Origin of the sequence: Rhodococcoides corynebacterioides NBRC 14404 (assembly GCF_001894765.1) — a bacterium.
In the GTDB taxonomy this organism is placed as follows: domain Bacteria; phylum Actinomycetota; class Actinomycetes; order Mycobacteriales; family Mycobacteriaceae; genus Rhodococcoides; species Rhodococcoides corynebacterioides.
Window position 1 is genome coordinate 257,121 of sequence record NZ_BCWV01000006.1, and the last position, 25,509, is coordinate 282,629.

Annotated in this window: 20 protein-coding genes; 7 read left to right on the forward strand and 13 right to left on the reverse strand. The window is 69.8% G+C overall.

The genetic code is table 11. The features are described 5' to 3' along the window. The first annotated feature begins 1 nt into the window (after position 1). Positions 2–1,312 carry a SatS C-terminal domain-containing protein gene (locus tag RC2_RS15480; protein ID WP_068144391.1) on the forward strand — a complete coding sequence of 437 codons (1,311 nt, stop codon included), beginning with the start codon at positions 2–4 and terminating at the stop codon, positions 1,310–1,312. Positions 1,313–1,400: 88 nt separating this feature from the next. Here RC2_RS15480 and RC2_RS15485 read toward each other — a convergent pair whose 3' ends face one another. Both RC2_RS15485 and RC2_RS15490 read right to left on the reverse strand, forming a co-directional pair. Then, positions 1,401–2,627, reverse strand: coding sequence for a lipase family protein (locus RC2_RS15485; RefSeq protein WP_068144393.1), 1,227 nt, complete (start codon positions 2,625–2,627; stop codon positions 1,401–1,403). A 25-nt stretch (positions 2,628–2,652) separates the two neighbouring features. After that, a complete protein-coding gene (locus RC2_RS15490) occupies positions 2,653–2,994 on the reverse strand; it encodes a DUF2200 domain-containing protein (RefSeq protein WP_068144397.1) in 342 nt (113 codons plus the stop codon). A gap of 226 nt (positions 2,995–3,220) precedes the next feature. On the opposite strand from RC2_RS15490, the gene RC2_RS15495 reads away from it, so the two are divergent. Then, positions 3,221–4,576 (forward strand): flavin monoamine oxidase family protein, encoded by a 1,356-nt coding sequence (locus tag RC2_RS15495; RefSeq protein WP_068144400.1) that lies wholly within the window; start codon positions 3,221–3,223, stop codon positions 4,574–4,576. A gap of 32 nt (positions 4,577–4,608) precedes the next feature. On the opposite strand, the gene RC2_RS15500 is transcribed toward RC2_RS15495, so the two are convergent. After that, the gene (locus RC2_RS15500; RefSeq protein WP_245811138.1) at positions 4,609–5,535 is read right to left on the reverse strand and encodes an acyl-CoA thioesterase; all 927 of its coding nucleotides are present in this window, start codon (positions 5,533–5,535) and stop codon (positions 4,609–4,611) included. Between the two features lie 133 nt (positions 5,536–5,668). On the opposite strand from RC2_RS15500, the gene RC2_RS15505 reads away from it, so the two are divergent. Beyond that, on the forward strand, positions 5,669–7,831 hold the full coding sequence (locus RC2_RS15505) for an acetate--CoA ligase family protein (RefSeq protein ID WP_082895317.1): 2,163 nt from the start codon (positions 5,669–5,671) through the stop codon (positions 7,829–7,831). Positions 7,832–7,899: 68 nt separating this feature from the next. Here the strand turns inward: RC2_RS15505 and RC2_RS15510 are convergent, their stop codons facing one another. The 8 genes from RC2_RS15510 to RC2_RS15545 all read right to left on the reverse strand — a co-directional run bounded on the left by RC2_RS15510 (position 7,900) and on the right by RC2_RS15545 (position 18,125). Beyond that, positions 7,900–8,700 carry an SDR family NAD(P)-dependent oxidoreductase gene (locus RC2_RS15510; RefSeq protein ID WP_068144405.1) on the reverse strand — a complete coding sequence of 267 codons (801 nt, stop codon included), beginning with the start codon at positions 8,698–8,700 and terminating at the stop codon, positions 7,900–7,902. Next, positions 8,697–9,269 carry a carboxymuconolactone decarboxylase family protein gene (locus tag RC2_RS15515; RefSeq protein WP_245811139.1) on the reverse strand — a complete coding sequence of 191 codons (573 nt, stop codon included), beginning with the start codon at positions 9,267–9,269 and terminating at the stop codon, positions 8,697–8,699. Before RC2_RS15515 ends, RC2_RS15510 begins: the two co-directional genes overlap by 4 nt. Further along, on the reverse strand, positions 9,266–11,326 hold the full coding sequence (locus RC2_RS15520; protein WP_068144407.1) for a 3-hydroxyacyl-CoA dehydrogenase NAD-binding domain-containing protein: 2,061 nt from the start codon (positions 11,324–11,326) through the stop codon (positions 9,266–9,268). Before RC2_RS15520 ends, RC2_RS15515 begins: the two co-directional genes overlap by 4 nt. Continuing rightward, complete coding sequence (locus RC2_RS15525) at positions 11,323–12,486, reverse strand: acyl-CoA dehydrogenase family protein (RefSeq protein ID WP_068144410.1); 1,164 nt, start codon at positions 12,484–12,486, stop codon at positions 11,323–11,325. Before RC2_RS15525 ends, RC2_RS15520 begins: the two co-directional genes overlap by 4 nt. Positions 12,487–12,571: 85 nt before the next feature. After that, a complete protein-coding gene (locus tag RC2_RS15530; protein ID WP_068144413.1) occupies positions 12,572–13,726 on the reverse strand; it encodes an ABC transporter substrate-binding protein in 1,155 nt (384 codons plus the stop codon). 49 nt (positions 13,727–13,775) lie between these two features. Further along, entirely contained in the window at positions 13,776–15,545 is a 1,770-nt protein-coding gene (locus RC2_RS15535) for an ABC transporter permease (protein WP_082895319.1), read from the reverse strand. Further along, positions 15,542–16,681: an ABC transporter ATP-binding protein gene (locus RC2_RS15540; RefSeq protein ID WP_068144417.1), complete on the reverse strand. Its 1,140-nt coding sequence runs from the start codon at positions 16,679–16,681 to the stop codon at positions 15,542–15,544. The genes RC2_RS15535 and RC2_RS15540 overlap by 4 nt, the downstream gene beginning before the upstream one ends. Before the next feature lie 55 nt (positions 16,682–16,736). Then, positions 16,737–18,125, reverse strand: coding sequence for an MmgE/PrpD family protein (locus RC2_RS15545; protein ID WP_072681604.1), 1,389 nt, complete (start codon positions 18,123–18,125; stop codon positions 16,737–16,739). Positions 18,126–18,392: 267 nt separating this feature from the next. Between RC2_RS15545 and RC2_RS15550 the strand changes: the two genes are divergently transcribed. Next, positions 18,393–19,094, forward strand: a complete 702-nt coding sequence (locus RC2_RS15550) for a GntR family transcriptional regulator (protein ID WP_068144420.1) — start codon at positions 18,393–18,395, stop codon at positions 19,092–19,094. Between the two features lie 45 nt (positions 19,095–19,139). Next, entirely contained in the window at positions 19,140–20,315 is a 1,176-nt protein-coding gene (locus RC2_RS15555) for an MFS transporter (RefSeq protein ID WP_068144423.1), read from the forward strand. 46 nt (positions 20,316–20,361) lie between these two features. Here RC2_RS15555 and RC2_RS15560 read toward each other — a convergent pair whose 3' ends face one another. Together RC2_RS15560 and RC2_RS15565 are read right to left on the reverse strand one after the other, a co-directional pair. Beyond that, positions 20,362–21,783, reverse strand: coding sequence for a sensor histidine kinase (locus RC2_RS15560; RefSeq protein WP_068144426.1), 1,422 nt, complete (start codon positions 21,781–21,783; stop codon positions 20,362–20,364). Next, a complete protein-coding gene (locus RC2_RS15565) occupies positions 21,780–22,514 on the reverse strand; it encodes a response regulator transcription factor (RefSeq protein WP_068144512.1) in 735 nt (244 codons plus the stop codon). Before RC2_RS15565 ends, RC2_RS15560 begins: the two co-directional genes overlap by 4 nt. Positions 22,515–22,649: 135 nt before the next feature. Here RC2_RS15565 and RC2_RS15570 point away from each other — a divergent pair, with 135 nt between their 5' ends. Both RC2_RS15570 and RC2_RS15575 read left to right on the forward strand, forming a co-directional pair. Then, on the forward strand, positions 22,650–23,906 hold the full coding sequence (locus RC2_RS15570; protein WP_068144431.1) for a glycosyltransferase: 1,257 nt from the start codon (positions 22,650–22,652) through the stop codon (positions 23,904–23,906). Continuing rightward, positions 23,903–25,509 (forward strand): glycosyltransferase family 39 protein (locus RC2_RS15575; RefSeq protein ID WP_072681588.1); only part of this gene is annotated, 1,607 nt, incomplete at its 3' end. The genes RC2_RS15570 and RC2_RS15575, both read left to right, overlap by 4 nt.

Sequence of the window (25,509 nt, forward strand, 5' to 3'; positions counted from 1 at the left end):
CATGGCACAGGACATCGTCCCGATCGAGCTCGGAGTCACCGCCGGCGACCTGGTCACCCTGTGGGCGCCGGAATGGCGCGAGGACGGCGAGGAGTGGGAAGCCTTCCTCGGCCGCGACGACGCCTTGTTCGCCTTCCCGTCGGTCGCCCACCTCGCGGCGTTCATCCGCGCCGACGACGACAACGATCTGGTCGACCACCCGCAGTGGCGCACGGTGCGAGCCCTGTCCGCCGAGCACATCGAGCCGGACGACGATCACGTGTACGACCTCGTCGGTGTCCCCGAGCTCGCGGCGGAGGAGCCGACCGAGGAGAACGTGATCGAGCTGGCCCGCGCGCTGGGGATGGCGCGCACCCTCGGTGAGGTCTGTGAGCTCGACACCGTCACGCGCTACTTCTCGGCGAACCACCTCTTCGCGGTCCTCGGGCGCGGCGCCGACGCGTTCGTCGGCCGCGAGGGCAAGCAGCTGTGGAACCGCATCGGCGCGGCCCTGGCCACCGGGTGGGACGACGTCCTGGACGAGATCGACGGCGTGCTCGTCACCCCCGAGGTCGACGACAAGGCGGTGGCGGATGCGGACGCCGAGATCGTCGCGGCCGCCGAGAACATCGTCGACGCGGACGCACCCGACGAGACGGACGATCCCGACCTCGACGTCGAGCCCCGCACCGACGCCGCCGCGATTCCTGCCGTCGGCGGGGTGTCGGCGGACCGGGACGACGACTCGGAGGACGAACTCGACGACGAGGATCTCGACGAGGACGACTTCTGGGCCTCCGTCGGCATCGACCCCATTCGCATCATCACCGGCGAGAACACGTACTACACGCTGCGCTGCTACCTCGACGACGAGCCGATCTTCCTCGGGCGTTCGGGGGCGATCCTGGTGTTCACCAGTGAGCGGGCACTGGCGCGCTACCTGGCCGACGACCACGAACACGACCTCGCCTCCCTCGAGACGTACGACGACGTGCGGACCGCGGCCATCGACGGCTCTCTCGACGTCGTGGTGACCGACGAGAACGTCTACGTTCTGCCCGGGATCGCGGACGATCTGGCTCGCGGCCCCGAGGCCGTCGACGCCGATCAGCTCGATCTGGCCGTCGAACTCGTCTCGGACGCAGCGGATTTCGCCGGGGACACTTCGGTCGAGGAAGCGCTGGCACCGTCCACCCCGCTGGGCTGGCTGGTGTCGGGGATTCTCGAGCCGACGCCCGGCCGGATGGCACCGAGCCCGCCGTTCGACGCCGAGGCGGAATCCTGGCGCGACCTCGAGCGGGAGTTCGAGACCCGGCTGCGCGTCACCACCTGACCGTCCTGCCTCAGCGCACACGAGTCGCACCGATCGACGGGATCCCACCCATCGGATCGACCTGTGTGCGCCAGGGCATGTCCGCCCGTCAGGCGCAGGTGGTCGCCGTCGGCGTTCCGGCGAACCGGTCGGCGAGGAACTGCGCGGCGTCCGCCTCGAAACGGGGGAACGCGTCCGTGTGGCTCGCCCCGTCGTACTGGTGGTAGACGACGGGGACACCGCGATCGCAGTACTCCCCCGCCAGGTCCCGCACGTCCGCGGTGATCATGACCGAGTCGCCGGTGCCGTCGATGTCGCCCACCGCCAGAAACATCGGGATTCGCGGCGTCCCCGCGGTCCCCATGACGTTGTCGCCGACGGCGGCGACGACGGCAGGCACGTCCAGCAACGATCGGTACGGCGGTCGCACCATCGCGGCGTCGGTCAACCCCGGATACGACGCGGCGAACCCGGCGATACAACGGTCCTGAACCTGCGCGGTCACGGTGCGCCCCTCCTCGGAGAGGAACGCGTCGGTGTCGAGTCCGTACGTGCGCTGGTAGGCGACGACGAGGGCCGGGATGACGCCCGCCCAACCGGCCGAGCCGCTGACGTAGGGCAGGTTGTGCGCGAGGTTCACGGGAAGTCCGCCGGCGGCCGCGCCCACCAGCGCGAGCTCCGGGGCATAGGTCGGCGCCACCTCCGCCCCCCACTGCGTGGGGACGGATCCGCCCGAGTAGCCGATCATGCCCACGGGTGTCGACGGCGGCAGGGACAGGAAGGACTGTGCGGCCCTGATGCCGTCCAGCGCGGCGTAGCCGGACTGTCGACCGATGGTCCATTCGGACTGCTCGCCCTCGTAGACCGGGACGACCACGGTGTAGCCCGCCGCGAGGTACCCGGTGATCAGGCCCTGCTCGATCACCGCAGTCTCGCTGGTGCCGCGACCGGTGAGAGTCCACGACGGATTGCAGTCGGGTCCGAGCCCGTCGTACGCCGTGTGGAAGGAGATCATTCGCGTCGGTCCGGGCACGAGTGGGCGGAGCACCGTCGCGACCGTCACGGCGGGGCGGTCCTGCTGATCGGTGGTGCGATAGAGCACCTGAGTGGACGCGATGGGCGTCGCGAGGCCGGGGGCACCGTAGGGCACCGGACGCGACCGCAGGATCTCCCCCGGCGCCCGATCGGTCAGCGGCGCGGACCACTCGCGAAACGGGTCGGTGGACGGAGGCGGCGGCGCGGCCGGCTGCGCCGCGACGGGGCCGAGACCCGTCGCGGTGGCAGCAGCCAGGACGAGGCCCACGACGAACGTTCGCAGAGCAGACGATGCGCGCACGGCAGTCCTCGGGATCGGTGGGCGGTCAGGACCGCAGGATCTTCTCCATCGGGCGCCCCTTGGCCAGCTCGTCGATCAGCTTGTCCAGTCGGCGGATGTTCTGCATCAGCGGGTCCTCGACGTTCTCGACCCGCACCCCGCACACGGACCCCGTGACGAGGGGAGCGTTCGGATTGAGGTGCGCCGCGTCGAAGAAGTCGAGGAACGTGGTGTCCCGGTCGAGGTGACGCGTCAGCTCGTCGTCGTCGAATCCCGTGAGCCAGCGCAGGATCTCGTCGACCTCGGCCTTGGTTCGACCCTTCCGCTCCGCCTTGGTGACGTAGTGCGGATAGACCGAGGACACCGGAGTGGTGAAGACGCGATGCACCGCCCGAGTGTAGATCCGCAGACCGCCGCCGGAAAGGGATGGCGAATCCCGGGCGGCACACGGCGAGACCTGTCGCAGACGTGGTGTCGATGCTCGTCGGGAGGCACCTCCGCCGTTCCCGACCGGCCGGCCAACGTTCACCTACAGTGTAGAATCTACGGTGTAGAATAAATCTGGAAAGGCCCCGAGGAACAGCCCTCGCGGCCGACACAGGAGGACGAACGTCGTGAACGCCCGGAACGAGAAGGTCGACACCGTGGTCATCGGAGCCGGATTCGCCGGCCTGGCCGCAGCACGAGCACTGGCGGACGACGGCATCGGCGTCGTCGTGCTCGAGGCCCGCGACCGCGTCGGCGGCCGGGCCCACACGGTCCATCTCGACGACGGCACCTCCGTGGACGTCGGCGGGCAGTGGATCGGTCCGACGCAGGACGCGATGTACGCGTTGGCCGCCGAGCACGGCGTGGAGACCTACCCACTGCCCGCGCACGGGGCCCCCGTCTACCGCGTGGGCGACGCACTGCTGCACGAGCTCCCGGCGGGCGCGATCCGACTCCTCGACGAGTTCGACGCGCTGGCCGCCACCGTCGACACGCACGCCCCGTGGGATCACCCGCAGGCGACGGCACTCGACGCCCTCACCCTCCAGGCCTGGCTCGACACTCGGGACACAGGCACTCCCGACGAGAAGGCACTGGTCGGGCGCCTCCTCGCCGGCGGTCTGAAGACCGTGTCCGCCGGCGAGGCCTCCGTGCTGGATCTCGCGTTCTACGTGGCGAGCGGCCACGGTGTCGGCACGCTTCTCGACGCCGAGGGCGGGGCGCAGCAGGACCGCATCGTCGGCGGCCCGCACGCCGTCGCGGAGGCCATCGCCCGGTCGCTTCCGGCGGGCAGCGTGCGGCTGAACGAGCCCGTGCACGCCGTCGAGCTCGTCGACGACGTCGTCGTCGTGCACACCTCCGCCGGCACGCTTCGTGCCGATCACGTGATCGTCGCGATCCCGGCCGCCACCGTTCCGTCGGCGATCCGATTCACCCCGGACCTGCCCCTGCCCAAGCGACTGGCGCTCGGCCGCCTGCACGGCGGCATCGGCATCAAGACCAACCTGGTCTACGACCGACCGTTCTGGCGCGACGCCGGATTGTCCGGGCAGAGCAACCATTCCGCCGGCGTGGTGACCGAGACCGCCGACGGCACCACCCCCGACGCCGTCGGCGGCGTCCTCACGGCGTTCGTGTACGGCGACGAGGCGATCGCCCTGCGCCGATTGTCGCCCGACGCCGCGGTCGACGCGATCGTCGAATCCCTCGCGGACGTCTTCGGTCCGCAGGTGCGGGAGCATCGCGACGCGGTCACCCTGGACTGGGCCGACGAGCGCTGGACCGGAGGCTGCTTCTCGGCCGGATTCGGCGCAGGCGGACTCAGCCGCGTGGGAGAGGATCTGCGCCCCGCCGCCGGCCGCATCCATTTCGCCGGAACGGAGTACGCCCACACCTGGAACGGCTACTTCGAGGGCGCTGTCGGATCCGGTCGCGAGGCCGCCGCGGCGGTGGCCGCCGACCGTCGCGCAGCCGCAGCCTGATTCCTCGTCCGGGTGCTCGAGCCGGATGGGTGTCAGGACCGCGAGTTCCGGGCCGGGCGGTCGTCGACGATCAGTCCCTGCTGCATGACGGTGGCGACGAGCTCGCCGTCGCGCCCGAGGATGCTGCCGTGGGCGAGTCCGGATCGAGCCGTGTGGAACGGTGAATCCTGCACGTAGAGAAACCATTCCCCCGCGGTCACGTCGGCGTGGAACCACAGCGCGTGGTCCACGCTGGCGGTGCGCATGAGGTGGGCGGTCTCGAGGTCGCCGCGAGCGTGGCCGATGACGGGCAGCAGTGACCGGTCACTGGCGAAGGCGAGCATCGCGCGGTGCACGTTCTGCGGTGCGCCCTCCGCCGGGGCGGTACGGAACCAGAAGGTGCGGTCGTCGGTCCCGTCGACGTAGCGGATGTCGACCGGACGCGAGGCAGTCCACCAGTGTTCCCGTGCCGGCAGCTTGATGCCGTCCGCAGGCAGGCCGAGAGCCCGTCGGCGGTGCAGCGGTTCCAACGTGTCCGGCGCAGGCACGTCGAGCGGAACACTCGACGACGACGGGGTGCCGTGGGCTGCGGTCGTGCAGAACGTGATCGACAGTCGCGCGAGTTCGCGCCCGTCCTGACGAACGGCGGTCTCGCGGACCGAGAACGATCGGCCGTCCCTGATGCGGGACACCGTGTACTCGAGCGGACGCTCGTGCGTTCCGATGCGAAGGAACGAGCAGTGCAGCGAGTTCACGACCCGATCGGAGTACTCGACCGTCTCGGTCGCGGCGAGGATCGACTGCGCCACCAGGTGCCCGCCGAAGGTGCGCTGGACGAAACCGCGCACCGGATGTCCCACGTAGGTGTCGGCGGCGCGCGCGCTCGCGTGCCGAACGACGGCCAACCGCTCGACCAGCGTGTCACGGTTGATCACACCGGGCTCGGACGTGTCGTCGCCGTCGGTCTCCCATTCGGTCACGATGACCTCCCATCCTGATAGACAGTAGTCTATAGAGTGTGTAATGTACGTCATGTCGGCCCAGTGGTGTGGTCCACCCCACCGCGCGACGCCGTCACGCCACCCCCGACCGCTGCTCGCAGGAGTTGAGCCCATGACCGACCACCGCACAGACCGCTCGTTCGCCGAACGACTCATCGACCCGGCGTCCATCGCCATCGTCGGTGCCTCCGACGACCCGACGAAGACGACGGCTCGCCCGCAACAGTTCCTCGCGCAGGCCGGCTACCGAGGCAACGCCTACTTCGTCAATCCCCGACGCGAGACGGTGCAGGGCGCCAAGGCATGGCCGAGCCTCACCGCGCTGCCGGAGGTTCCCGAGCACGTCTACATCATGACCGGCGCCGAGGCCGCGATCGCCGCGGTCGAGGAATGCGCCGCACTGGGCGTCACGGCCGCCACCGTGTTGTCCTCGGGCTTCGCGGAGGACGGCCCCGAGGGTGTCGAGCGCGAGGAGCGCCTGCGTGCCGCCGCCGCCGCGGGCTCCGTCCGCGTGATCGGCCCGAGCAGCCTCGGGGTGGTCAACCCCCGCACCGGCGTGATGCTCACCGGTAACGCCGCCTTCGGCGAGCCGAACATCCCGGCCGGCGGCATCTTCGTCGCCTCGCAGTCCGGCAGCGTCATCGGCTCCCTCGTCAGCCGCGCCCGCGGCCGCGGCATCGGTTTCGCCGGACTCGTCTCCACGGGCGGCGAGGCCGATCTGTCGCTCGGCGCTCTGTGCGAGTCGATGGTCGACGATCCGGGTGTCACCTCCTTCGCCCTGTTCCTCGAATCACTCCGCCACTCCGAGGATCTCGCGTCCTTCGCCCGCGCCGCGGCAGCCGCCGGCAAACCCGTCGCGGTCTACAAGCTCGGCCGCTCCGACGAGGCCGCCGCGCTTTCGGTCTCGCACACCGGAGCCCTCGCCGGCGAGGACAGTGAATCCGAAGCCTTCTTCCGTGCTTGCGGATTCGCGCGCGTCTACACCTTCGAGTCCCTCGTGGAGGCGCCCGGACTGCTGCTCCGCGTCCCCACCTCCTCCACTCCCGTCTCGCCGCGCGTCGGCGTGGTGACCACCACCGGCGGCGGTGCCGCGATCATGGTCGACCAGCTCGCTCTCCACGGGTTGACGGTCGTCGGCCCGAGCGAAGACCTCGTGGCCATCATGGCGGAGCGCGGCGCACCGATCCCCCACAGCGGCATCGCCGATCTGGGTCTCGCCGGCGCGCGACACGACGTCGTCACCGCGGCACTCGACGCCATGCAGAACAGCCGCGAGTTCGACCTGATCGTGTTCGTCATCGGATCCTCCGCTCGCCTCAATCCCGAATTGGCCGTGCAGGCGATCTCCGAACGCGGCGACCACGAGGTGCCCATCGTCGCCTTCGCCCTCCCCGAGGCCCCGGACGCCGCCGCGTTGCTGAACACCTCCGGCGTCCCGGCGTTCCGCACGCCCGAGTCCTGCGCCGACGTCATCGCCGCCACCTACCAGCGCGTCCCGGCCACCATCGGCGGCGGCACCCGATTCGCGGTGGACGCCGACGCCCCCACCGCGGTGCTCGACGAGCTCGAGTCGGGGCAGCTTCTCGGTCGGCTCGGAGTGGCGGTGAGCCCGTCCGTCGCGCTCGACACCGCGAGCCTGGCGGACGACGGCGTCGAGCTCGATCTCCCGTTCGACTACCCCGTCGTCGTCAAGGTGCTCTCGGACGAGGTTCCGCACAAGTCCGACGTCGGCGGAGTCGTCCTGAACGTCACCGACGCGGAGGGTGTCCGCGCCGCGGCGCGGCGCATCGTCGCGAACGTCGCCGACCACGCACCCCACGTCGTGGTCGACCGAGTGCTCGTGCAGCAGATGGCCTCTCGCGGTCTCGCCGACGCGCTGGTCGGCTACCGGGTCAGTCGCGACGTGGGTCCCATCGTCGTCCTCTCCACGGGCGGCGTGCTGGCCGAGATCTTCGCGGACTCGTCGATCAGGCTGGCGCCGGTCACCCGCGAGACCGCCCGCGAGATGATCGGCGAGGTGAAGGGACTGTCCGTGGTCACCGGGTACCGCGGCCTTCCCGAAGGGGACCTCGACGCTCTGGCCGACACCATCGTCGCCCTCTCCACCCTTGCCGTGTCGAACACCGAGGTGCTCGAGGCGGAACTGAACCCCGTGTCGGTGCAGCACCGGGGTCAGGGGGTTCTGGCGCTCGACGCGCTGGTTCGGACGGCGGTGTCCCGTGATCACCAGGCCGCCGCCCCGCGAACGGACGACACGGTCGCTGCACAGAACTGACGGTCGACACGCCGAAGGCCGGCCACCGAATTCGGTGGCCGGCCTTCGGCGTGTCGCTCGCGGTGCGGTCAGTCGCAGCGCGCCGACATTCCCCCGTCGACGACGATCTCGGTTGCCGTGACGAAACGCGCGTCGTCGCTGGCCAGGAACAGCGCTGCGTTGGCGGTGTCCCGCCCGTCGCCCATGAAGCCGAGCGGGATACGCGCGAGACGCTGTTCGAGCAGAGCGGCCACGTCGCCGCCGGCCCGCTGTCCGGCGAGGCGGGTTTCCACCATCGGGGTGTGGAGCTGTCCCGGCACGACCGTGTTGGCCCGGATCCCGAACGGCGCGTGCTGGACGGCGATCGATCGGGTGAATGCGACGATGCCCGCCTTCGCGGCGGAGTACGCCGACTGGGCGGCCCCGGTCCATCGCAACCCGGACGTCGACGACGTGTTCACGATCGCCCCCGAGCCGGCGGACTTCATGTGCGGGAGAACGTGTTTGCACAGCAGGAACGTCGTCGTGAGATTGAACTCGAGCTGTGCCGACCAGTCGTCCTCGCTCATCTCCACCGGGCCACCGGCGCGCGAGCCGCCGACGTTGTTGACCAGGACGTCGAGACGGCCGGCCTCGACCATGCACCGCCTCACCACGGCCTCCACGGCGGCGCTGTCGGTGACGTCGCACTGGACGGGAACGATCGACCCGCTGTGCTCACCGGACCGACGCACCGTCTCGTCCAGTGCGGTCGGGTCGAGATCCACGGCGAAGACCGTGGCTCCCTCCTCGGCGAATCGGACGGCCGTGGCCCGTCCGTTCCCCCATCCGGGCCCGACGCTTCCCGCGCCCGTGACCACGGCGACTCGTCCGTGCAATCGTCCCGTCATGGTGACTCCCGTCGGATCTGCAGTGGGGTCTCCGGCCGGCCGCGTCCGATGTCCAGCGCGACGAGGAAGCGGGAGACCATGTTGTACGCGGCGATGGTGCCGGTGAGCTCGACGGTGCATGCGACGCCGAGCTCGTCCAGAACCGCGTCGAAGAGCTCCTGCGGAACCGCCACCGCGCGGGTCATGGCGTCGGTGTAGGAGACGATCAGGGCGAGCTCGCCGCCGAGCGCGGCGCCGTCGACCTCGCGATCCCGCAAGGCCGACAGCTGGGCTGCCGTGACGCCCTCGCTCCGCGCGAGCGGTGCATGCGCGTTCCACTCGTAGGCCGCGCCGTTGAGCACGGCGATCCGGCAGATCGCCGCTTCCCGGAGGTCGCCGCGGAGCGTCATCGACGAGCGCACGGCACCCAGGAGGGTGTTCCATCCGTCGGCGAACGGCGGGCTGTGCAACAGCGCCAGGTCGAGGGGGGTCAGCACGCCGCCGCGCCGGGCCCGCACCCGCTCGGCGACCTCACCGGTCGGGGCGGCGGGAGGGATACGGCCCGGTCCGTCGGACGCCCCCGGCGTCACCGAAAGACGCCGAGATCGGCCGTCACGAAACCCGGACCGGTGACGGCCGCGAGGTCCGCCAGACACCGGTCGAGCTCGGCGGCGTCCTGTCCGCGCACCCACGGACCGACTCCACCGATGTGTCGGGGGAATCCGTAGGCGGAGGTGAGCATCAGGTCCACGTCACCGGGACGGTCGGCGATTCCCTCCGCCAGCAGCAGAGCGGCCTCGTTGGTCATCGACAGGAGGGCGCGATCGACGATGTCCTCGTCCGAGAACGGTCGTCGTGCGATTCCCTTACGACGCGACGACTGCTCGACGAGCCGGGTGACCTCGGCGTCCTCGACGGGCTGCCGCGATCCGTCCGGGTAGCGGTACCACCCCGCGCCGGTCTTCTGACCGAATCTGCCCATCTCGCACAGCGTGTCGGCGACATCGGGGTAACGCTCGGCGGGATCTCGCACCGCATCGCGAGATCGACGCATCCGCCAGGCGATGTCGAGACCGGACATGTCCGAGACCGCGAACGGTCCCATGGCGAAACCGAACTCGACGAGGGCGCGGTCGACCTGCGCCGGCATCGCGCCTTCTTCGAGCATCAGTTCGCACTGTCGGCGGTAGGCGTTGTAGATCCGATTGCCGACGAACCCGTCGCAGACACCGGCGACGATGGGCAGCTTCCTCAGCACCGCCGCCGCGGAGAGGGCACGGTCGAGGGACGCCCGCGAGGTCTGCTTCCCTCGCACCACCTCGAGTACCGCCGCGCGGTGCGCGGGACTGAAGAAGTGCATGCCCACCAGCCGCTCGGGTCGGTCGAGCGCCGTGGCCAGCTCGTCGACGTCGAGGTACGACGTGTTCGTGGCCAGTGTCGAGTGTGACGGCACCACGCGCTGGAGCCGTCGCAGGAGATCCTTCTTGACGTCCATGTCCTCGAAGACCGCTTCGATCACCAGATCGCATCCGTCCAGCGCGGTCACGGATCTCCCTGCCGACAGCAGGAGCAGAGCCGACTCGGCGTCGTCCCGCTGCATCCGTCCCCGCGCGACCGCGGCGTCGTACGTCGCCCGTAGGCGGTCGATCGCACCGGTCGCAGCCTCGGGGTTCCGGTCGACGAGGATCACCGACCGGCCGGCCTCGACGAAGGCCCGAGCGATGCCGGCACCCATGGTTCCGGCACCCACGACGCCGATCGAGTCGACCTCGCGCGGAAGCGAGGGCTTGTTCGCCTTCGTGGTCGCCCGCCGAGCGAAGAACAGATGACGCAGGGCGGCCGCCTCGGATCCGTGACGCAGGCGGGTGAACTCGCTGCGCTCGAAAGCCAACGCCTGCCGCGCGGGGAGAGCGACGCCGGACACGACGGCCGCCACGGCCGCCGCGTACTGCGGTCGCCCCCGCCCGGACGACACGACACGAACAGCGGCCCGCTCGAATTCGGCCGAGGGGGAATCCGCCGCGACGGGAAGGTTCTGCAGGACCCGCTTCACCGCTCGGCTCCCGGCGAACTCGACGGCCGCCGCCCTGAGCGGTCCGGCAGCGATGTCGTCGACGAGACCGTGCTCGACCGCCCAGCGCACCGGCATGCGCTTGCCGGAGGTCGCGAACTCCAGTGTGCGAGCGGGGCCGAGGATGCGGAGCGGCCGTTGCGTTCCGCCTGCGCCGGGGATCATGCCGAGCGTGACCTCGGGCAGACCGACGACGGTGTCCGGGTGCGCGATCCGAGCGTCGCATCCCAGGGCCAATTCGAGTCCACCACCGAGCGTGGCCCCGGACAGGGCGGCCACGACGGGCTTCGGCGACGCCTCGATCGCCTCGATCACGGTGGGCAGCGTCGGCTCCGGTACCGGCCCGTCGAACTCCGTGAGGTCGCTGCCGGACACGAAGTTCGCTCCCGCGCCGATCACGACCACGGCGCGCACATCGGTGTCGGACAGCGCCCGGTCGAGTCCGCCCAGCAACCCGGACCGCACCGCCGCGCTGCTGGCGTTGACGGGCGGGTTGTCGATGGTGAGCACCGCCACCGACCCGTCCACGTCGTAGCCGACCACCGATGTCATGGGCGCACTGGTGGTCAGGGTCATCGTGCGGCCTCCGGGCGAGGTGCGCGCTGGCTGAACTTGCGGTCGAAGACCTCTTCGGCGATGCGGTTCTTCAGCATCTCCAGCGAGCCGCCGGCGATCATCCATCCGCGGGTGCGCCGCATGCAGTACTCGACCAGCGATTCCTGGCTGTATCCGAGCGCGCCCATCGCCTGCATGGCCTCGTTCGCCGCAAGGAAACCTGCCTCGTTGGCCGCGAGCTTGGCGACCGAGGTTTCGTAGGCACTCGGCAGCCCGGCGGCCGCGTTGGTGACGGCGCGATCGAGCAGCAGTTCGGCGCCGTCGAGTGCGACGGCCACCTCGGCGAACTTCCACTGCAGTCCCTGGAATTCGTTCAGGGTGCGTCCGAACTGCGTGCGCTCGCTCACGTGGGCGCGGGCGGTGTCGAACGCCAGACGCCCCAGAGCCAGCGCGCGCGAGGCATTCCCGATGCGCTCGACGTTGAAGCCGCTCATCTGCTTCTTGAAGCCGCCGGGCCCGAGGAGGACGTTCTCCCGCGGCACCCACACGTCGTCGAAGTAGAGCTGGCACCATTGCTCGCCGCTCATGTAGTTCGAGGGCTGTCCGAGCGTGAACCCCTCGGCACCCCGCTCGACGAGCACGGATCCGATGTTGCGGGTGCCCGGCCCGAAGCGGACGTACACGAGGAAGAGGGTGGCGTCGACGCTGTGCGTGCCCCAGATCTTGGTGCCGTTCAACCGGTAACCGTCACCGTCCTCGGTGACCGAGGTCTGCAGCTCGGTCGCCGCGGACCCGGCCTCGGGCTCGCTCATCCCGAGGCTGATCAAGGCGTTGCCGGACAACAGGTCCGGCAGATACTTCGCCTTCTGTTCCTCGGTGCCGAATTCCGCGAACGTGCGGATCGCGCCGAAGTTGCCGGCTTGGAGGATGTCCGCGCTCTTCGGGCAGAACTGCGCCACCTCCTTGATCACGGCGACGGCGTCGGCCAGGGTCGCCCCCTGTCCCCCGTCCTTCTCCGCGATGGTCAGGCCGAGGAGGTCCTGGGCGCCGAGGAGGCGGGCGATGTCCCAGGAGTAGGCCGGATCGTGCGCGCGCTCGAGCGCACCGCTCGCGAGGTGACGCTGGGCGAACGCACGAACCGAATCGACGAGCGCCTCGCGCTCGGTCATCACTGCAGTCATGGAATGTCCTCTGAGTATTCGAGATTCGATAGGTTATAGAGTTGGTGGTCGGCGACGGTGGCGCGACTTGTCCACACCCCGGGGGTCAGCCCATGTAGTCGAACGCCTGCTTCCACCATTCCTCGTCGCGTGCCGCGTACTTCTCGTAGTCCTCCTCGGAGAACAAGTGGAACTGGGGCGAATCGGCCTGCGGCAACTGGTATTTCCCGCCGGCCTTGACCGGCTCCATGTCCGTGCGAGCGGGCACGAATCCTTGGGCCGCGGCGAACGACTGGCCGGACTTCGACATGGTCCAGTTCATGAATACCTGCGCGGCGGGATTCTGCAGACCGTTCGCCGTCATGCCCATGAGATTCTCCGACGCGGAGACGCCCTTGTACGGAATCACCAATTCCAGCGGGGCTCCGGCCAATTCGGCCGCGAAGGCGTTGTTGAAGCTGAGCGAGGCGACGGAGATCTCGCCGCGGGCGAGGGCGTCGACCTCGGTGGACGTCGAGTCGAAGATGCGCGGGTTCTGCCGGCCCTGCTGCTCGAGGAATTCCCGTCCCAGCGTGGGGATCTGGAAGTGCGCCAGAGCGTTGAGGGTGCCACCGGTGGTCACCGCGACCACGCCCAGCTTGCCCGCGTACTTCGGATCGACCAGGTCCTCCCATTGGGTGGGCTGATCCTCCTCGATGATCGCGTCGTTGTATCCCATCGCGTTCACGAAGTAGTAGCAGTTGAGGTAGGTGTCACGTACCCCCGTGTTCTGCTCGCGGAGAAGCTGATCGAACGGCGTGGTGTACGGCACGAACACCCCCTGCTCGGAGAACTCCCGTGCGACACGCGGATCGGTGACCCGAGCGATGTCCGCACCGAGCTTGCCGGCGCCCTGCTCGGAGAGCACGCGCTCGGCGAGTTTGTTGGTGGGCAAGCGGGTGAGCTCGATGTCGAGTCCCGTCTCCTGCGCGAACCGGGCCGCGGTGAGATCCTCCGCCTCCTTGCCGGTTCCCGAGTAGAGCTTGACCACCTGGCCCTGCGCTGCCTCCCAGAGCTCCTTGTCGGCCACGAGCTCGCCGTCGATGACGAGACCGTTGCTGGTGTCGACCTCGGAGGGAGGCAGCAGCTCCCGAGCCTGCTCGTCCTTGCCGCCACCCTCCTGCCCGCAGGCGACCGTGGAGACCACCAGTGCCGTGGCCACGGCCAGGATCCCCGCCAACCGGGTGGTCCGTCGTCTCGCAACCCGTCGCGGTGTGCTCACGGTGCGTCCTTTCGAAGTCGAAACCGGGGTGTCGGCACTCGGATTCGGGTCAGGCATGACCGACTCCGCTCTTGGCGCCGATCCGGCGGGGCAGGTAGCTGAGGAGGAACATGATCGCGCAGTAGACGAGGGCCAGAGCCGACGCTTCGCGGAGGGCTCCGCCGTTCTCGAACTGGTCGTAGATCGCGATCGACAGGATCCGGGTGTCGGTCGTGTAGAGGAACAGCGGCACGGTGAGCTCGCGCATGCTGAGCATGAGGAGCATGAGGAAGGTCGACGAGACGGCGACTCGCAGCAGGGGCAACGTCACGAAGGAGATCGCCCGCGAACGTCGCGCCCCGAGCAGAACGGCACTGTCCTCGAGATCGCGATCCGTCGACTGGATGGCCGCGGCGATACCGCGGAAGCCCTGTGGCATCTGCACCGCGACGAAGCCGATGATGAGCACCCACAGGGTGCCGTAGACCGGCACCGGCATGACCAACCAGGTCCACAGCAGACCGATGCCGAGCACGATCGCGGGGATCGCGAGCGGAACCATCGACAGCGCTTCGAGGAGACCCCGGGCGTAGGAACTGGTCCGGTAGACCGTGTACCCGACCAGGAAGGCGAGCACCGTGCCGCCGGCGGCGGCCATGATCGACACCAGGACGCTGTTGGTGGCGGCGGTGTGGAACACGTCGGACGACAACACATCGGAGAACGAGGTGATGTCCAGCGCGCCGGGCTCGGCCAGGCTCGAGAAGGACTGCATGTACGGCGAACTGCGGATCGCGGAGAGGAACAGCGCCAGCAGCGGCAGCACGATCGCGAGGACGAAGTAGACGAGCGCGAGCAGCAGCGCGGGCGTCCGGAGCTTGCCCAGGTCGAGAGTGCGGGCCTTGACGCCCTTGCCCGAGACGGTGGTGAAGGAGCGCTTCGCCAGGACCTTGCGCTGCACCACGGTGATCGCGATGACCGCGGCCACCAGCACGATCGCGATGACCGAGGCCTCGTTGCCGCGGGACGGCGAGGTGTTCATCAGGCGGTAGATGAACGTGGGCAGGGTGTCGATCTGACCCGGTGTCGCCAGAACCTGTGCGACGGGGAAGTTCTCGAGGATGAGGATGAACATCAGCAGACCCGAGCCCATGATCGCCGGCAGGGCGAGAGGGGCGGTGACGGAGCGGATGGTGCGCCACGTCGAGGCGCCGTGCACGGTCGACGCGTCCTCGAGATCGGGGTTCATCATCGACATCGACGCGTGGATGAGCAGGAATGCGTAAGGCGCGTAGTACATGGCGAAGACCATCACCACGCCCTCGACCGAATACATGTTCACCGGGCTCCCCATGCCCAGGTCACGGGTGCCGACATTGATCAGGCCGGCGCCGGGACTACCGAGGATGGACCAGGCGAGCGCGCCGACGTACGACGGCAGGAACATCGGCATGAGTCCGATCAGGAACACGAACCCCTTGCAGCGCACGTTCGTTCGCGCGGTGATGAAGGCCAGGAAACCGCCGATGCAGAGGGCCAGGAACGTGGCCGAGACGGCGATGAGGATCGAGTTGCCCGTGGCCCCCAGCACGCCGGCCTCGAGGAGCACCTCGACGTTGCGCAGCGTCAGATCGAACGAGATGCTGCCCGGGCGGGGCACCGATTCGCTGAAGGCCGCGAGGAGCACGAACCCGGCGGGTACGAGAACGAGGAACGCCACCACGGCGAGCAAGGGGATACTGGCGAGTTTCCCGCGCCGACCGATCCTGCGGTTGCGTGTACGGGCCGGCGGCGGCGTGGGCACGTCGGCGGCGGGTCGGTCGAGCACGGCCTGACTCATGCCGCCACCGCCGACCGGGTCTCGGCGGACGGAACCTCGTCCGGGAGGACCTTCACGGCGTCGGCGTCGACGGACACCGTGACGCGAGCACCGGGAGCGAGGACACCGGTGGAGGGCGGCGGGCACACCGCGTCGAGCTCGATACCGCCGTCGATCTCGACCTTGCATCGAATGGTCGAACCTTGGAACACCGCGATGCGAACGACGCCGCCGAGGTGGTTCGCGTCGCTGCGCTTGCCCGACAGATCGCTGACGTCGCCGCCGGGATCGAGGGTCACCGTGATGTCCTCGGGGCGGATGCAGGCACTCGACGCCACCGTGGGAACGGCCCGGTCGGTGCGCAGGACCACCGTGGAGTCGGTGAGCGCGAGTGCGCGCGAGGTGGACCCCGAGGCGACCGGGAAGACGTTGGTCACGCCGAGGAAGCTCGCGATCGATGCACTCACGGGCGATCCGTAGATCTCTTCGGGAGTGCCGAGTTGGCTGATGCGGCCGGCCTGCATGATGGCGATGCGATCGGCCAGGGCCAATGCCTCCTGCTGGTCGTGCGTGACGTAGAGGCTGGTGAGTCCGCGCTCGGTCTGAATGCGGCGGAGCTCGACGCGCAGGTCGTCCCGTAGCCGAGCATCGAGGTTGGAGAGCGGCTCGTCGAGGAGGAGCACGCTCGGCGACATCGCCATCGACCGAGCCAGCGCGACGCGCTGCATCTGGCCACCGGACAGCATGCTCGCTCCCCGATCCGCGAGATGGGCGAGCCCGACGAGTTCGAGAACGGCCAGCGCCTCGGTGCGGCGGCGGGACTTCGCGACGCCCTTCATCTTCAGCGGGAACTCGACGTTCTCGAGCACCGTCTTGTGCGGCCAGACCGCGTAGGACTGGAAGACCATGCCGACGTTGCGCTTGTACACGGGAACGACACGACCGGAATTGCCGTCGAACACCGTCTTGTCGCCGATCGAGATGGTTCCGCCGGTGGGCGTTTCGAGACCGGCGATGCACCGCATCGTGCTCGTCTTGCCGCAGCCGGATTGACCGAGCAGCACGACGGATTCGCCGTCGGGAATGGTCAGATCGAGACTTCTGATCGCCGTGAAATCGCCGTAGGCGAGATCGAGATCGTGAACTGCAACCTCCATGAGAGGTCCTTTCTGGTGTCCGGCGGCTCGTGGGCGCCGGAGTAGGCGTGAGGGGTCAGGCGGGCTTCGCGGAGCGGACGGCCGAATCCAACTCGTCGAGGAAGTCGAGGGTGTCGAAGTTCCAGCAGGCCTCGACGAGGGTCTTGGCCCCGGCGAGTCCGATCACGGGTTCGAGCAACCCGTACGCCTTGACCTCGAGATCGGCATCCGACATGGGGTTGGTCGGTTCGCCGTAGGGCTGCTCGACGCGGTGCTGGTAGCGCGCGCCGTCGGTGGTGACGACCGTGACGTCGGCGGGACGCCCGGTCTTGGGGTAGGAGGCGTCGGCGGCCTCGTCGAGACGCACGACGACCTTGTCCATGAGAGCGATGGTTCGCCGATCCCGTCGGGCGGTCTCGGAGAAATCGGTGAGCGTGACCGATCCGGTGAGGGCCGCGACGGCGACGGTGTACGGCAGGCTCAGCTGGCCCTGCAGAACCGTGTCGAGGACGCGACCGGCGTGGCGCGTCGCGATCGCGAAGGTGCCGACCTCGATCGAGGCGATCGTGTCGGGGTCGAGGTCGAACTCCTCCCGCAACGCCAGCATCGCGTCGATGGCGCCGTGCAGGTGGCGGCAGCAGGGGTAGGGCTTGACGTAGGTGCGCAGCAGCACCCACTCCGCGCCGAGCCCGCGGGTGACGGTGTCGGCGAACCAGTCGGTGCCCTCCTCCCCCGCGAAGGCGGCGAAGTAGCCGTCGCGACCCTCGAGGATCGTGGTGGGACCGGTCAGGCCCGCCTCGGCGAGGTCGGCGCTGGTGATGCCGTCGCGGGCGGCCTTGCCCGGGTGGAAGCGCTTGACCTCCGCCGAGCCGCCGAGGAACTCGAACACGCCGCCGGCATGCGAGCCGGCGAGTCCGAGAGCGTTGGCGACGCCGTCGGAGTCCAGGTCGAGCAGCACCGACACGGCAGCCGCGGCGCCGAAGACGCCGGCGACGGGCGTGTTGTGGAAGTGGCGGTTCCGGGTGGCGGGGTGGCCGGCGTCGGCGAGCCGGCAGGCCAGTTCCATGCCGATCGCCGCGGCGCGCAGCACCCGCTCGCCGCTGATACCGCGCTCCTGGGCGACGGCGAACACGGCGGGGAAGACGACCGACGTGGGGTGCATCGACCCCGGGGTGTAGCCCTCGTCGGACTCGATGCCGTGTCCGTTGGTGCCGTTGAGGACGGCGGCCCCGAGCGCCGAGGTGCGGCCGTGGCCGATCGCGGTGGCCGTCGACCCCTGGTAGGTGCGGGCGACGTGGACGCCGACCGCCGCCGAGACCTCGCCGACCGAACTCGCCGCGACGCCGGCGAGGTGATCGAGGAGCATGCGGCGAACGTGGTGATTCGTCTCGTCGGGCAATGCCGTCGCGCCCTGGTGGACGATCCACTCCGCGACCGTGCGGGTGAGGGTGGCGTGGGAGCTCATGTGCATCTCCGTTGTGTCGGTGAGGGTCATCGTCTCGCTGCGGCGATCGACGGGACAGACGTTTCGGGTCACGAGGTGGCGGTCACACCTCGCGGGCCTCGTGACGCACGTTACACACTCTATAGAATGTTGTCTACCGGATAGAGAAGGCTGACTTCATGCCTCCTTCGGACGTATGCTCGGCACTCGATGGGGTAGAGAATGTAGAACGCAGACGAACGGCAGCCCTGCTGTCGACCATGCAGCACACGCGAGAAAGGGTCCGGCATGAGTGTCGAGAGTTCCGCTCCCCCGGTCAGCCGGACGCAGTACGTCGTCGAGCGACTGAAGGAGGATGTCGCCAGCGGCGCCATCAAGCCGGGTGAGCTGATCAAGCAGACCGTTCTGGCCAAGCGGTACGGGGTCAGCGCGACACCGGTGCGCGAGGCACTGCGCATGCTCGAGGCCGACGGCGTCGTCTCCTACGACGCGCACAAGGGCGCGTCGGTGCGTGAGATGACCCCGGACACGGCCCGCGACCTCTACCGGCTCCGCGCCGCCGCCGAGCGGACGGCCGCGGAGATGGCCGTCGAGCGCATGACGCCCCGTGGTCTCGAGGAGATTCGCGCCGCACACGCGGCACTGGCGACCGCGCAGTCGGCCGGCACGGCCGCACCGGCGGAACTGTCCGTGCTGAACCGCGCGTTCCACTTCGCCATCTACCGGCAGACGTCGCCGCTCATCGTGCAACACCTCGAATTGCTGTGGGCGCGTTTCACTCCCGGCACCACCGTGTGGCGCCACCCGGCGGACGCGGCCGAACTCCAGGCCGACCACGACCGCATCCTCGACGCCATCGAACGGGGCGACGCAGAGGCGGCGGGACAGTTGACGGCCGACCACGTCGCGCGCGCCAGTCGAATCCGCGAGCAGCAGCCCGATCTGCGCGCATCCGGGGCGGACGAAACCGAGAACTTCTCGAATGCCTGACGCCCCGACGGGGCGCCGCGGCGCCACGGCTCGGGAACACGTGCGATGACGCGATCGTGGTTCGTCATGCTGTGTGCCACCACGGCACTCATCCAGGCCGTGTACGCCGCGGTCCGCGTGATGATCACCTACAAGGCCCTCGAACTCGGGGGCGACGGCGTGACCGTCGGCATCCTCACCGCGCTGTACTCGCTGGTGCCCCTGGTGGCCGCGATGCGCATCGGCCGCGCGGTCGACGGCCGACGCGCCGCCACGATCCTCCGCGTCGGCACGGCCCTGTCTCTCGTCGCCGTGGCGATCGTGCTGGTGAGCTCGGCGATTCCCCTCCTCGCGCTCGGTTGTGTCCTGCTGGGCTTCAGCCACATCCTCACGATGGTCTCGAGCCAGGGATACGTTCCGGTTCGCTCACGGCCGGAGGACTACGACCGCCGGTTCGGCGGCCTCACCGTCTGGATCTCGGTGGGTCAGTCGATCGGCATTCCGGTGGTGGGCATCCTCGCCTCGCGCAGCGACATCGGGCACGTCGACACCACCGGCGCGCTGATCGCCATGCTGGGCGTCGCCGCCGTCGCGACGGCTCTGACCGCCGCACCCTCGCTGACCATCCGCCAGGACTCCGCACAGGTGCGCGCCGAGTACGAGACCCAGTCGACGCGCGCGATGCTCACCACGCGCGGCATGCGGCCGGCGGTCTTCTCCAGCCTCATCATCCTGACGTCGATGGACCTCATGATCGCGTACCTCCCGGTGTTCGGTGAGCACCACGGCTACAGCGTGCTGATGGTGACGATCATCCTGACCGCACGGTCCGTCGCCGCGATCGTCTCGCGCACCCTGCTCACCCGCCTGCTCGCGGTGGCGCCGCGGAACTGGCTCCTGGTGTCGGGAAGTCTGTGCTCGGCGCTCCCGATGATCCTCGTTCCCGTGCTGCCCCACCCCTGGGTGGTCGGCATCCTCGTCTCGATCGCCGGGTTCTTCTGGGGACTGGCGCAACCGTTGACCATGACCTGGGTGGCCGGCCTGGTGAACCCGTCCAACCGCGCGTCCGCCCTGTCGCTCCGGTTGACCGGAAATCGGCTGGGGCAGGTGGTGATTCCGCTGGCGGCCGGCGCCATCGCCGGATCCGCTGGCGAGGGTGCGGTGTTCGTCCTGACCGGAGGGCTGCTCGCGGGTGCCGCGGTCTCCACCTGGAGCGCCCTGTTCCGATCGAGACCGGCATGATCCCCGCACCGCGGAGCGACAACCGCCACCGCCGTCGGCCGTGTCCTCACTCCGCGGGAGCCGACTCGCGCTGCAGCAGTGGCAGTTCCACGGTGAACGTCGACCCCCGCTCCGGCGCCGAGTCGATCGTGACCCGACCCCCGTGCGCCGCGACGAGAGCCGCGACGATGGACAATCCGAGCCCGCTACCGCCGCTCTCACGGGTACGCGAGCGGTCGGCACGATAGAAGCGCTCGAAGACGCGGTCCGCGTCCTCGTCCGACAGACCCGGCCCCGTGTCGCGAACCCGGAGAACCGCCGTCTCCCCCACCGTGCCCACGGCCACGGTGATCGACGCGGAGTTCGGTGTGTGGCGCAGCGCGTTGCTCACGAGGTTCCCCAGCACCTGGCGCAGCCGGGCGTCGTCCCCGAGAACCTCGGGGACATCGCTGCCCGGCAGCATCTCCAGGTCCACCGTCCGATCGGGGGCCGCCGCGGCGGCGTCGTGGACCGCGTCGGCCGCGATCTGCAACAGGTCCACGGGTGCGCTGGCGACTGGGCGTTCCGCGTCCAGACGCGCGAGCATCACGAGGTCCTCCACCAGCATCCCCATGCGGGCGGCCTCGCCGCCGATCCTGGTCATGATCAGCTCGATGTCGGTGCTCGCGCCCTGCCGATAGAGCTCGGCGAAGCCCCGGATCGTCGTCAGCGGGGTGCGCAGTTCGTGCGAGGCGTCGGCGACGAACCGTCGCATCCGGTCCTCCGACGCGCGTGCAGTGCGTTCCGAGGCCGCGGATTCGGCGACTGCGCGCTGGATCTGCGCCAACATGCCGTTGAGCGCCGCCGACAGCCGGCCGACCTCGGTACGAGGATCCCGTTCGGGGACACGGCGATGCAGGTCTCCCGCGGCGATCGCTTCCGCCGTCGCCTCCACCTCCCGAAGCGGACGCAGACTGCGCCGCACCACCCACCAGGCGACGACGCCCAGGACGACCAGGACGCCGGCACCGATCGACACCTCCAGCACGACCAGGCGTCCGACGATCGCGGCGTTCTCCGCCAGGGACACCCCGACGGTGGTCGACCCGTTCCCGTTCGAGACGGTGACGACGCGCCAGTGCTCGTCGCCGCCGTTCGCCGACCCGACCGTCACCGGGGTCGGCGACGCGGCTGCGGTGAGATCCGGGCCCGGCGAGGAGTTGTCGTTGATCGACGTGCGGACGGTCCCGTCCGCGGTGACGGAGCGAACGTAGAACGACGTCGGCGGACGACCCGGCCCGATGTCTCCCGACGGCGGGGGCGGGCGGTCCTCACGCGGACGCGCCCAACCCGACGCCGCCTCCTCGAGTTGGGTGTCCACGCGGGCCAGCAGGGTGTTCTGCAGGGCGGTGGTCACCGCGAGTCCGGACGCCGCCAGACCCACCGCGACCAGCAGCAGCAGCGCCGCGACCAGGGTGACACGCAACGGCACGGCGTTCGGTCGTCTCACCGGCGCGGCACCCGCATCACGTAGCCGACGCCGCGAAGAGTGTGCAGCAGTCGGGGTTCCGTGGTGTCGATCTTGCGCCGCAGGTAGGACACGTACGACTCGACCACTCCGACTTCCCCGCCGAAGTCGTAGTGCCAGACGTGGTCGAGGATCCGAGGCTTGGAGAGCACCGTTCCGGCGTTGACCATGAAATAGCGCAGCAGCGTGAACTCGGTGGGCGACAGGGAAACCGGCTCCCCGGCCTTCCACACCTCCCTCGTGTCGTCGTCGAGTTCGATGTCCGCGAAGGTGATGCGCGACGGCTGCGATTCGGTCCCCGGGGAACGACGACGGAGAATCACCCGGAGCCGAGCCACGACCTCCTCGAGGCTGAACGGTTTGGTGACGTAGTCGTCGGCGCCCATCGTCAGCCCGGTGACCTTGTCTTCCACCGCATCCCGCGCGGTGAGGAACAACACCGGCGCCTCGATTCCGTCGGCACGCAGACGCCGGAGCAATCCGAACCCGTCCATGTCCGGCATCATGACGTCCAGAATCAGGGCGTCGGGCCGCAGGCTGCGGGCCACGTCGATCGCCTCCGGTCCGCTGCGGGCGGTGCGCACCGCGAAGCCCTGGAACTTCAGACTGACGGCGAGCAACTCCACGATGGTCGGCTCGTCGTCGACCACCAGCACCGTCGCCTCGGGGGCACCGGCGGCTCGGTCGATCGTCACCACGGCATTGTCGCTCATGCGTCCACGATCGACCGCGAGTCCGTGCAGTTCCCGGGACGAACCCGGGAACTTCCCGGGAGCCGTCGCGACTCCCGGGCGACTCCCGGGGAGCACCCGGGCCCACCCCGGGCGCGCCCACCACCGTCGGATCCCATGACCACCGAACAGCTCGCCACCGGCCGGCTCGTGACGCGACCGGACGGACCTCCCGCCACGGCCGTCACCGTCGACATCGTCGTCCCCGTGTACAACGAGGCCGCCGTCCTCGCGGACAGCATCCGGCGTCTCGACCGGCACCTCGCCGCCCACGTGCCCTACCGGGCCCGCATCGTCGTCGCGGACAACGCCAGCACCGACGACACCCCCGTCGTCGCGGCCGCCCTGGCGGCCGAGTTGGACCGTGTGGAGGTCGTCCGTCTCGACCTCGAAGGGCGCGGCCGCGCGCTCGACGCGGTGTGGCGGGCATCGTCGGCCACGATCGTCGCCTACATGGACGTCGACCTCTCGACGGACCTGCGCGCGTTGCTTCCGCTCCTGGCTCCGCTGGCGTCGGGACACTCCGACGTCGCCATCGGGTCCAGGCTCGCCCCGCAGTCGCGGGTGGTCCGCGGCCCGAAGCGCGAGATCGTCTCGCGCAGCTACAACCTGATCCTGCGGACGTCGCTCCGCGTGCGATTCTCCGACGCCCAGTGCGGATTCAAGGCCATGCGCACCGACGTCGCTCGCGAGCTGCTGCCGCTGGTACAGGACACCGGCTGGTTCTTCGACACGGAACTGCTGGTCCTGGCCGAGCGGGCCGGCCTGCGCATCCACGAGGTCCCGGTGGACTGGGTCGACGATCCGCACTCGACGGTGGACATCGTCGCCACCGCCGTCGCGGACCTGAAGGGGTGCTGCCGGGTCGGCCGCGCCCTGGCCACGGGTGCTCTCCCGCTCGGCGACCTCCGACGAAGCCTCGGTCGGGAACCGCTCGTCGAGGGTGTGCCGGTCGGCATGGTCGGACAACTGGTGCGCTTCGCCGGGATCGGGGTGCTCAGCACGATCGCCTACGGCGTGCTCTACCTGCTGCTCCACCCCGCTCTCGGGGCTCAGGTGAGCAACCTCCTCGCCCTCGCGATCACGGCCGTCCTGAACACCGCGGCCAACCGCGCCGTCACCTTCGGGGTCCGCGGAGCGGCCGGTGCCGTCGGCCACCATCTGCAGGGCCTGGCGATCTTCGCGCTCGGGTGGGCCGTCACGGCGGGATCGCTTCTGCTGCTGCACCGCTGGAGCCCCGACGCATCGAAGCATCTCGAATTGACCGTCCTGGTCCTGGCCAACGCCGTCGCCACCGTCATTCGATTCGTCGCCCTGCGCCGGGTGTTCCGCTCCCCCGCCACTCGTCCGTCCGGAAAGGACCTCGCTCGATGACCACCCTGCTGCCCTCGCGGCCCGCCGCCACCCCCGCGCCGTCCCGCCGGACACTCCACTGGGAGACACCCGCTGCGATCGCGCTCATCGTGGGCACCGCCGTGGCCTACCTGGTGAACCTGTCGGCGAGCGGATGGGGCAACTCCTTCTACGCCGCGGCCGTGCAGGCAGGATCGCAGTCCTGGACGGCGTTCTTCTTCGGGTCCTCGGATGCGGCCAACTCCATCACCGTGGACAAACCACCGATGTCGTTGTGGGTCATGGGATTGTCCGTCCGCCTGTTCGGTTTGAACTCCTGGTCGGTGCTCGCGCCGCAGGTGATCATCGGGGCGGCCTCGGTGGCGGTGCTGTGGCGCACGGTGCGCCGCCATGCGGGCCCGGCCGCGGGTCTGCTCGCCGGACTCACTCTCGCACTGACACCCGTTGCAGCGCTGATGTTCCGGTTCGACAACCCCGATGCCCTGCTGGTGTTGCTGATGATCGTCGCCGTCTGGGCCACGCTGCGCGCAGTGGACGACGGTCGCACCCGCTGGCTCGTCGTGGCGGGCGCCGCGGTGGGAGCCGGGTTCCTCACCAAACAGCTCCAGGTGATGCTGGTGGTGCCGCCGATCGCCCTCACCTATCTCGTCGCCGGTCCGGTCTCTCTGCCCCGCCGCGTCGGACAGCTCGTCGCCGCCCTCGGTGCCGCTGTCGTCACCGCCGGGTGGTGGATCGCCGTCGTCGAGCTCTGGCCCGCCTCGTCGAGGCCGTGGATCGGTGGATCGCAGAACAATTCGATCCTCGAACTCACGCTCGGGTACAACGGTCTGGGCCGTCTGAACGGCGAGGAGACCGGCTCGGTGGTCTCCGGCGGCGGCGGTGGAGCCGCCGGCCGGTGGGGCGACACGGGCATCCTGCGCCTGTTCGAAGCGGCTCAGGGCGGTCAGATCGCGTGGCTCGTCCCGGCCGCGCTGATCCTCGGACTCGCCGCACTGGTGTTCCGCGGCCGTGCCCCTCGTACGGACGGGTTGCGCGCGGGAGTCGTGCTGTGGGGTCTCTGGCTGGTCGTGACCGGCCTGACGTTCAGTTTCATGGCCGGCATCTTCCACGCGTACTACACCGTGGCGCTCGCTCCCGCCGTCGCGGCCCTGGTGGGTACCGGGGCGGTCGTGCTGTGGCGTCGACGTGACCGCATCGCGTCGCGACTCGTGCTCGCCGCGGCGATGATCGCGACCGTCGCCACCGCGTGGATCCTGTTGTCGCGCAGCGCCACCTTCGTTCCGTGGCTGCGCATCGTCGTCGTCGTTGCCGGTGCCGTGGCGCTCGTGGGGCTGCTCGCACCCCGGCTCACTGGGGGTCGCCTCGCCGCCGTCACCGTGACGGCCGCACTGATCGCCGGGCTGGCCGGCCCCACGGCCTACGCCGTGCACACCATCGCGACTCCGCACACCGGCTCCATCGTCTCCGCCGGCCCGGCTGTCGAGGGTGGACGCGGCGGCTTCGGCGGGCCCGGCGACGGACGGGGGCGCGGGGACGGCCAGGCCGCGGCGAGGTTCCCGGGTGCTCCGACCGGAGGCGGCCCGGCCGGCGGCGTTCCGGCGGGCGGCCCCGCCGGTGGTCCCCC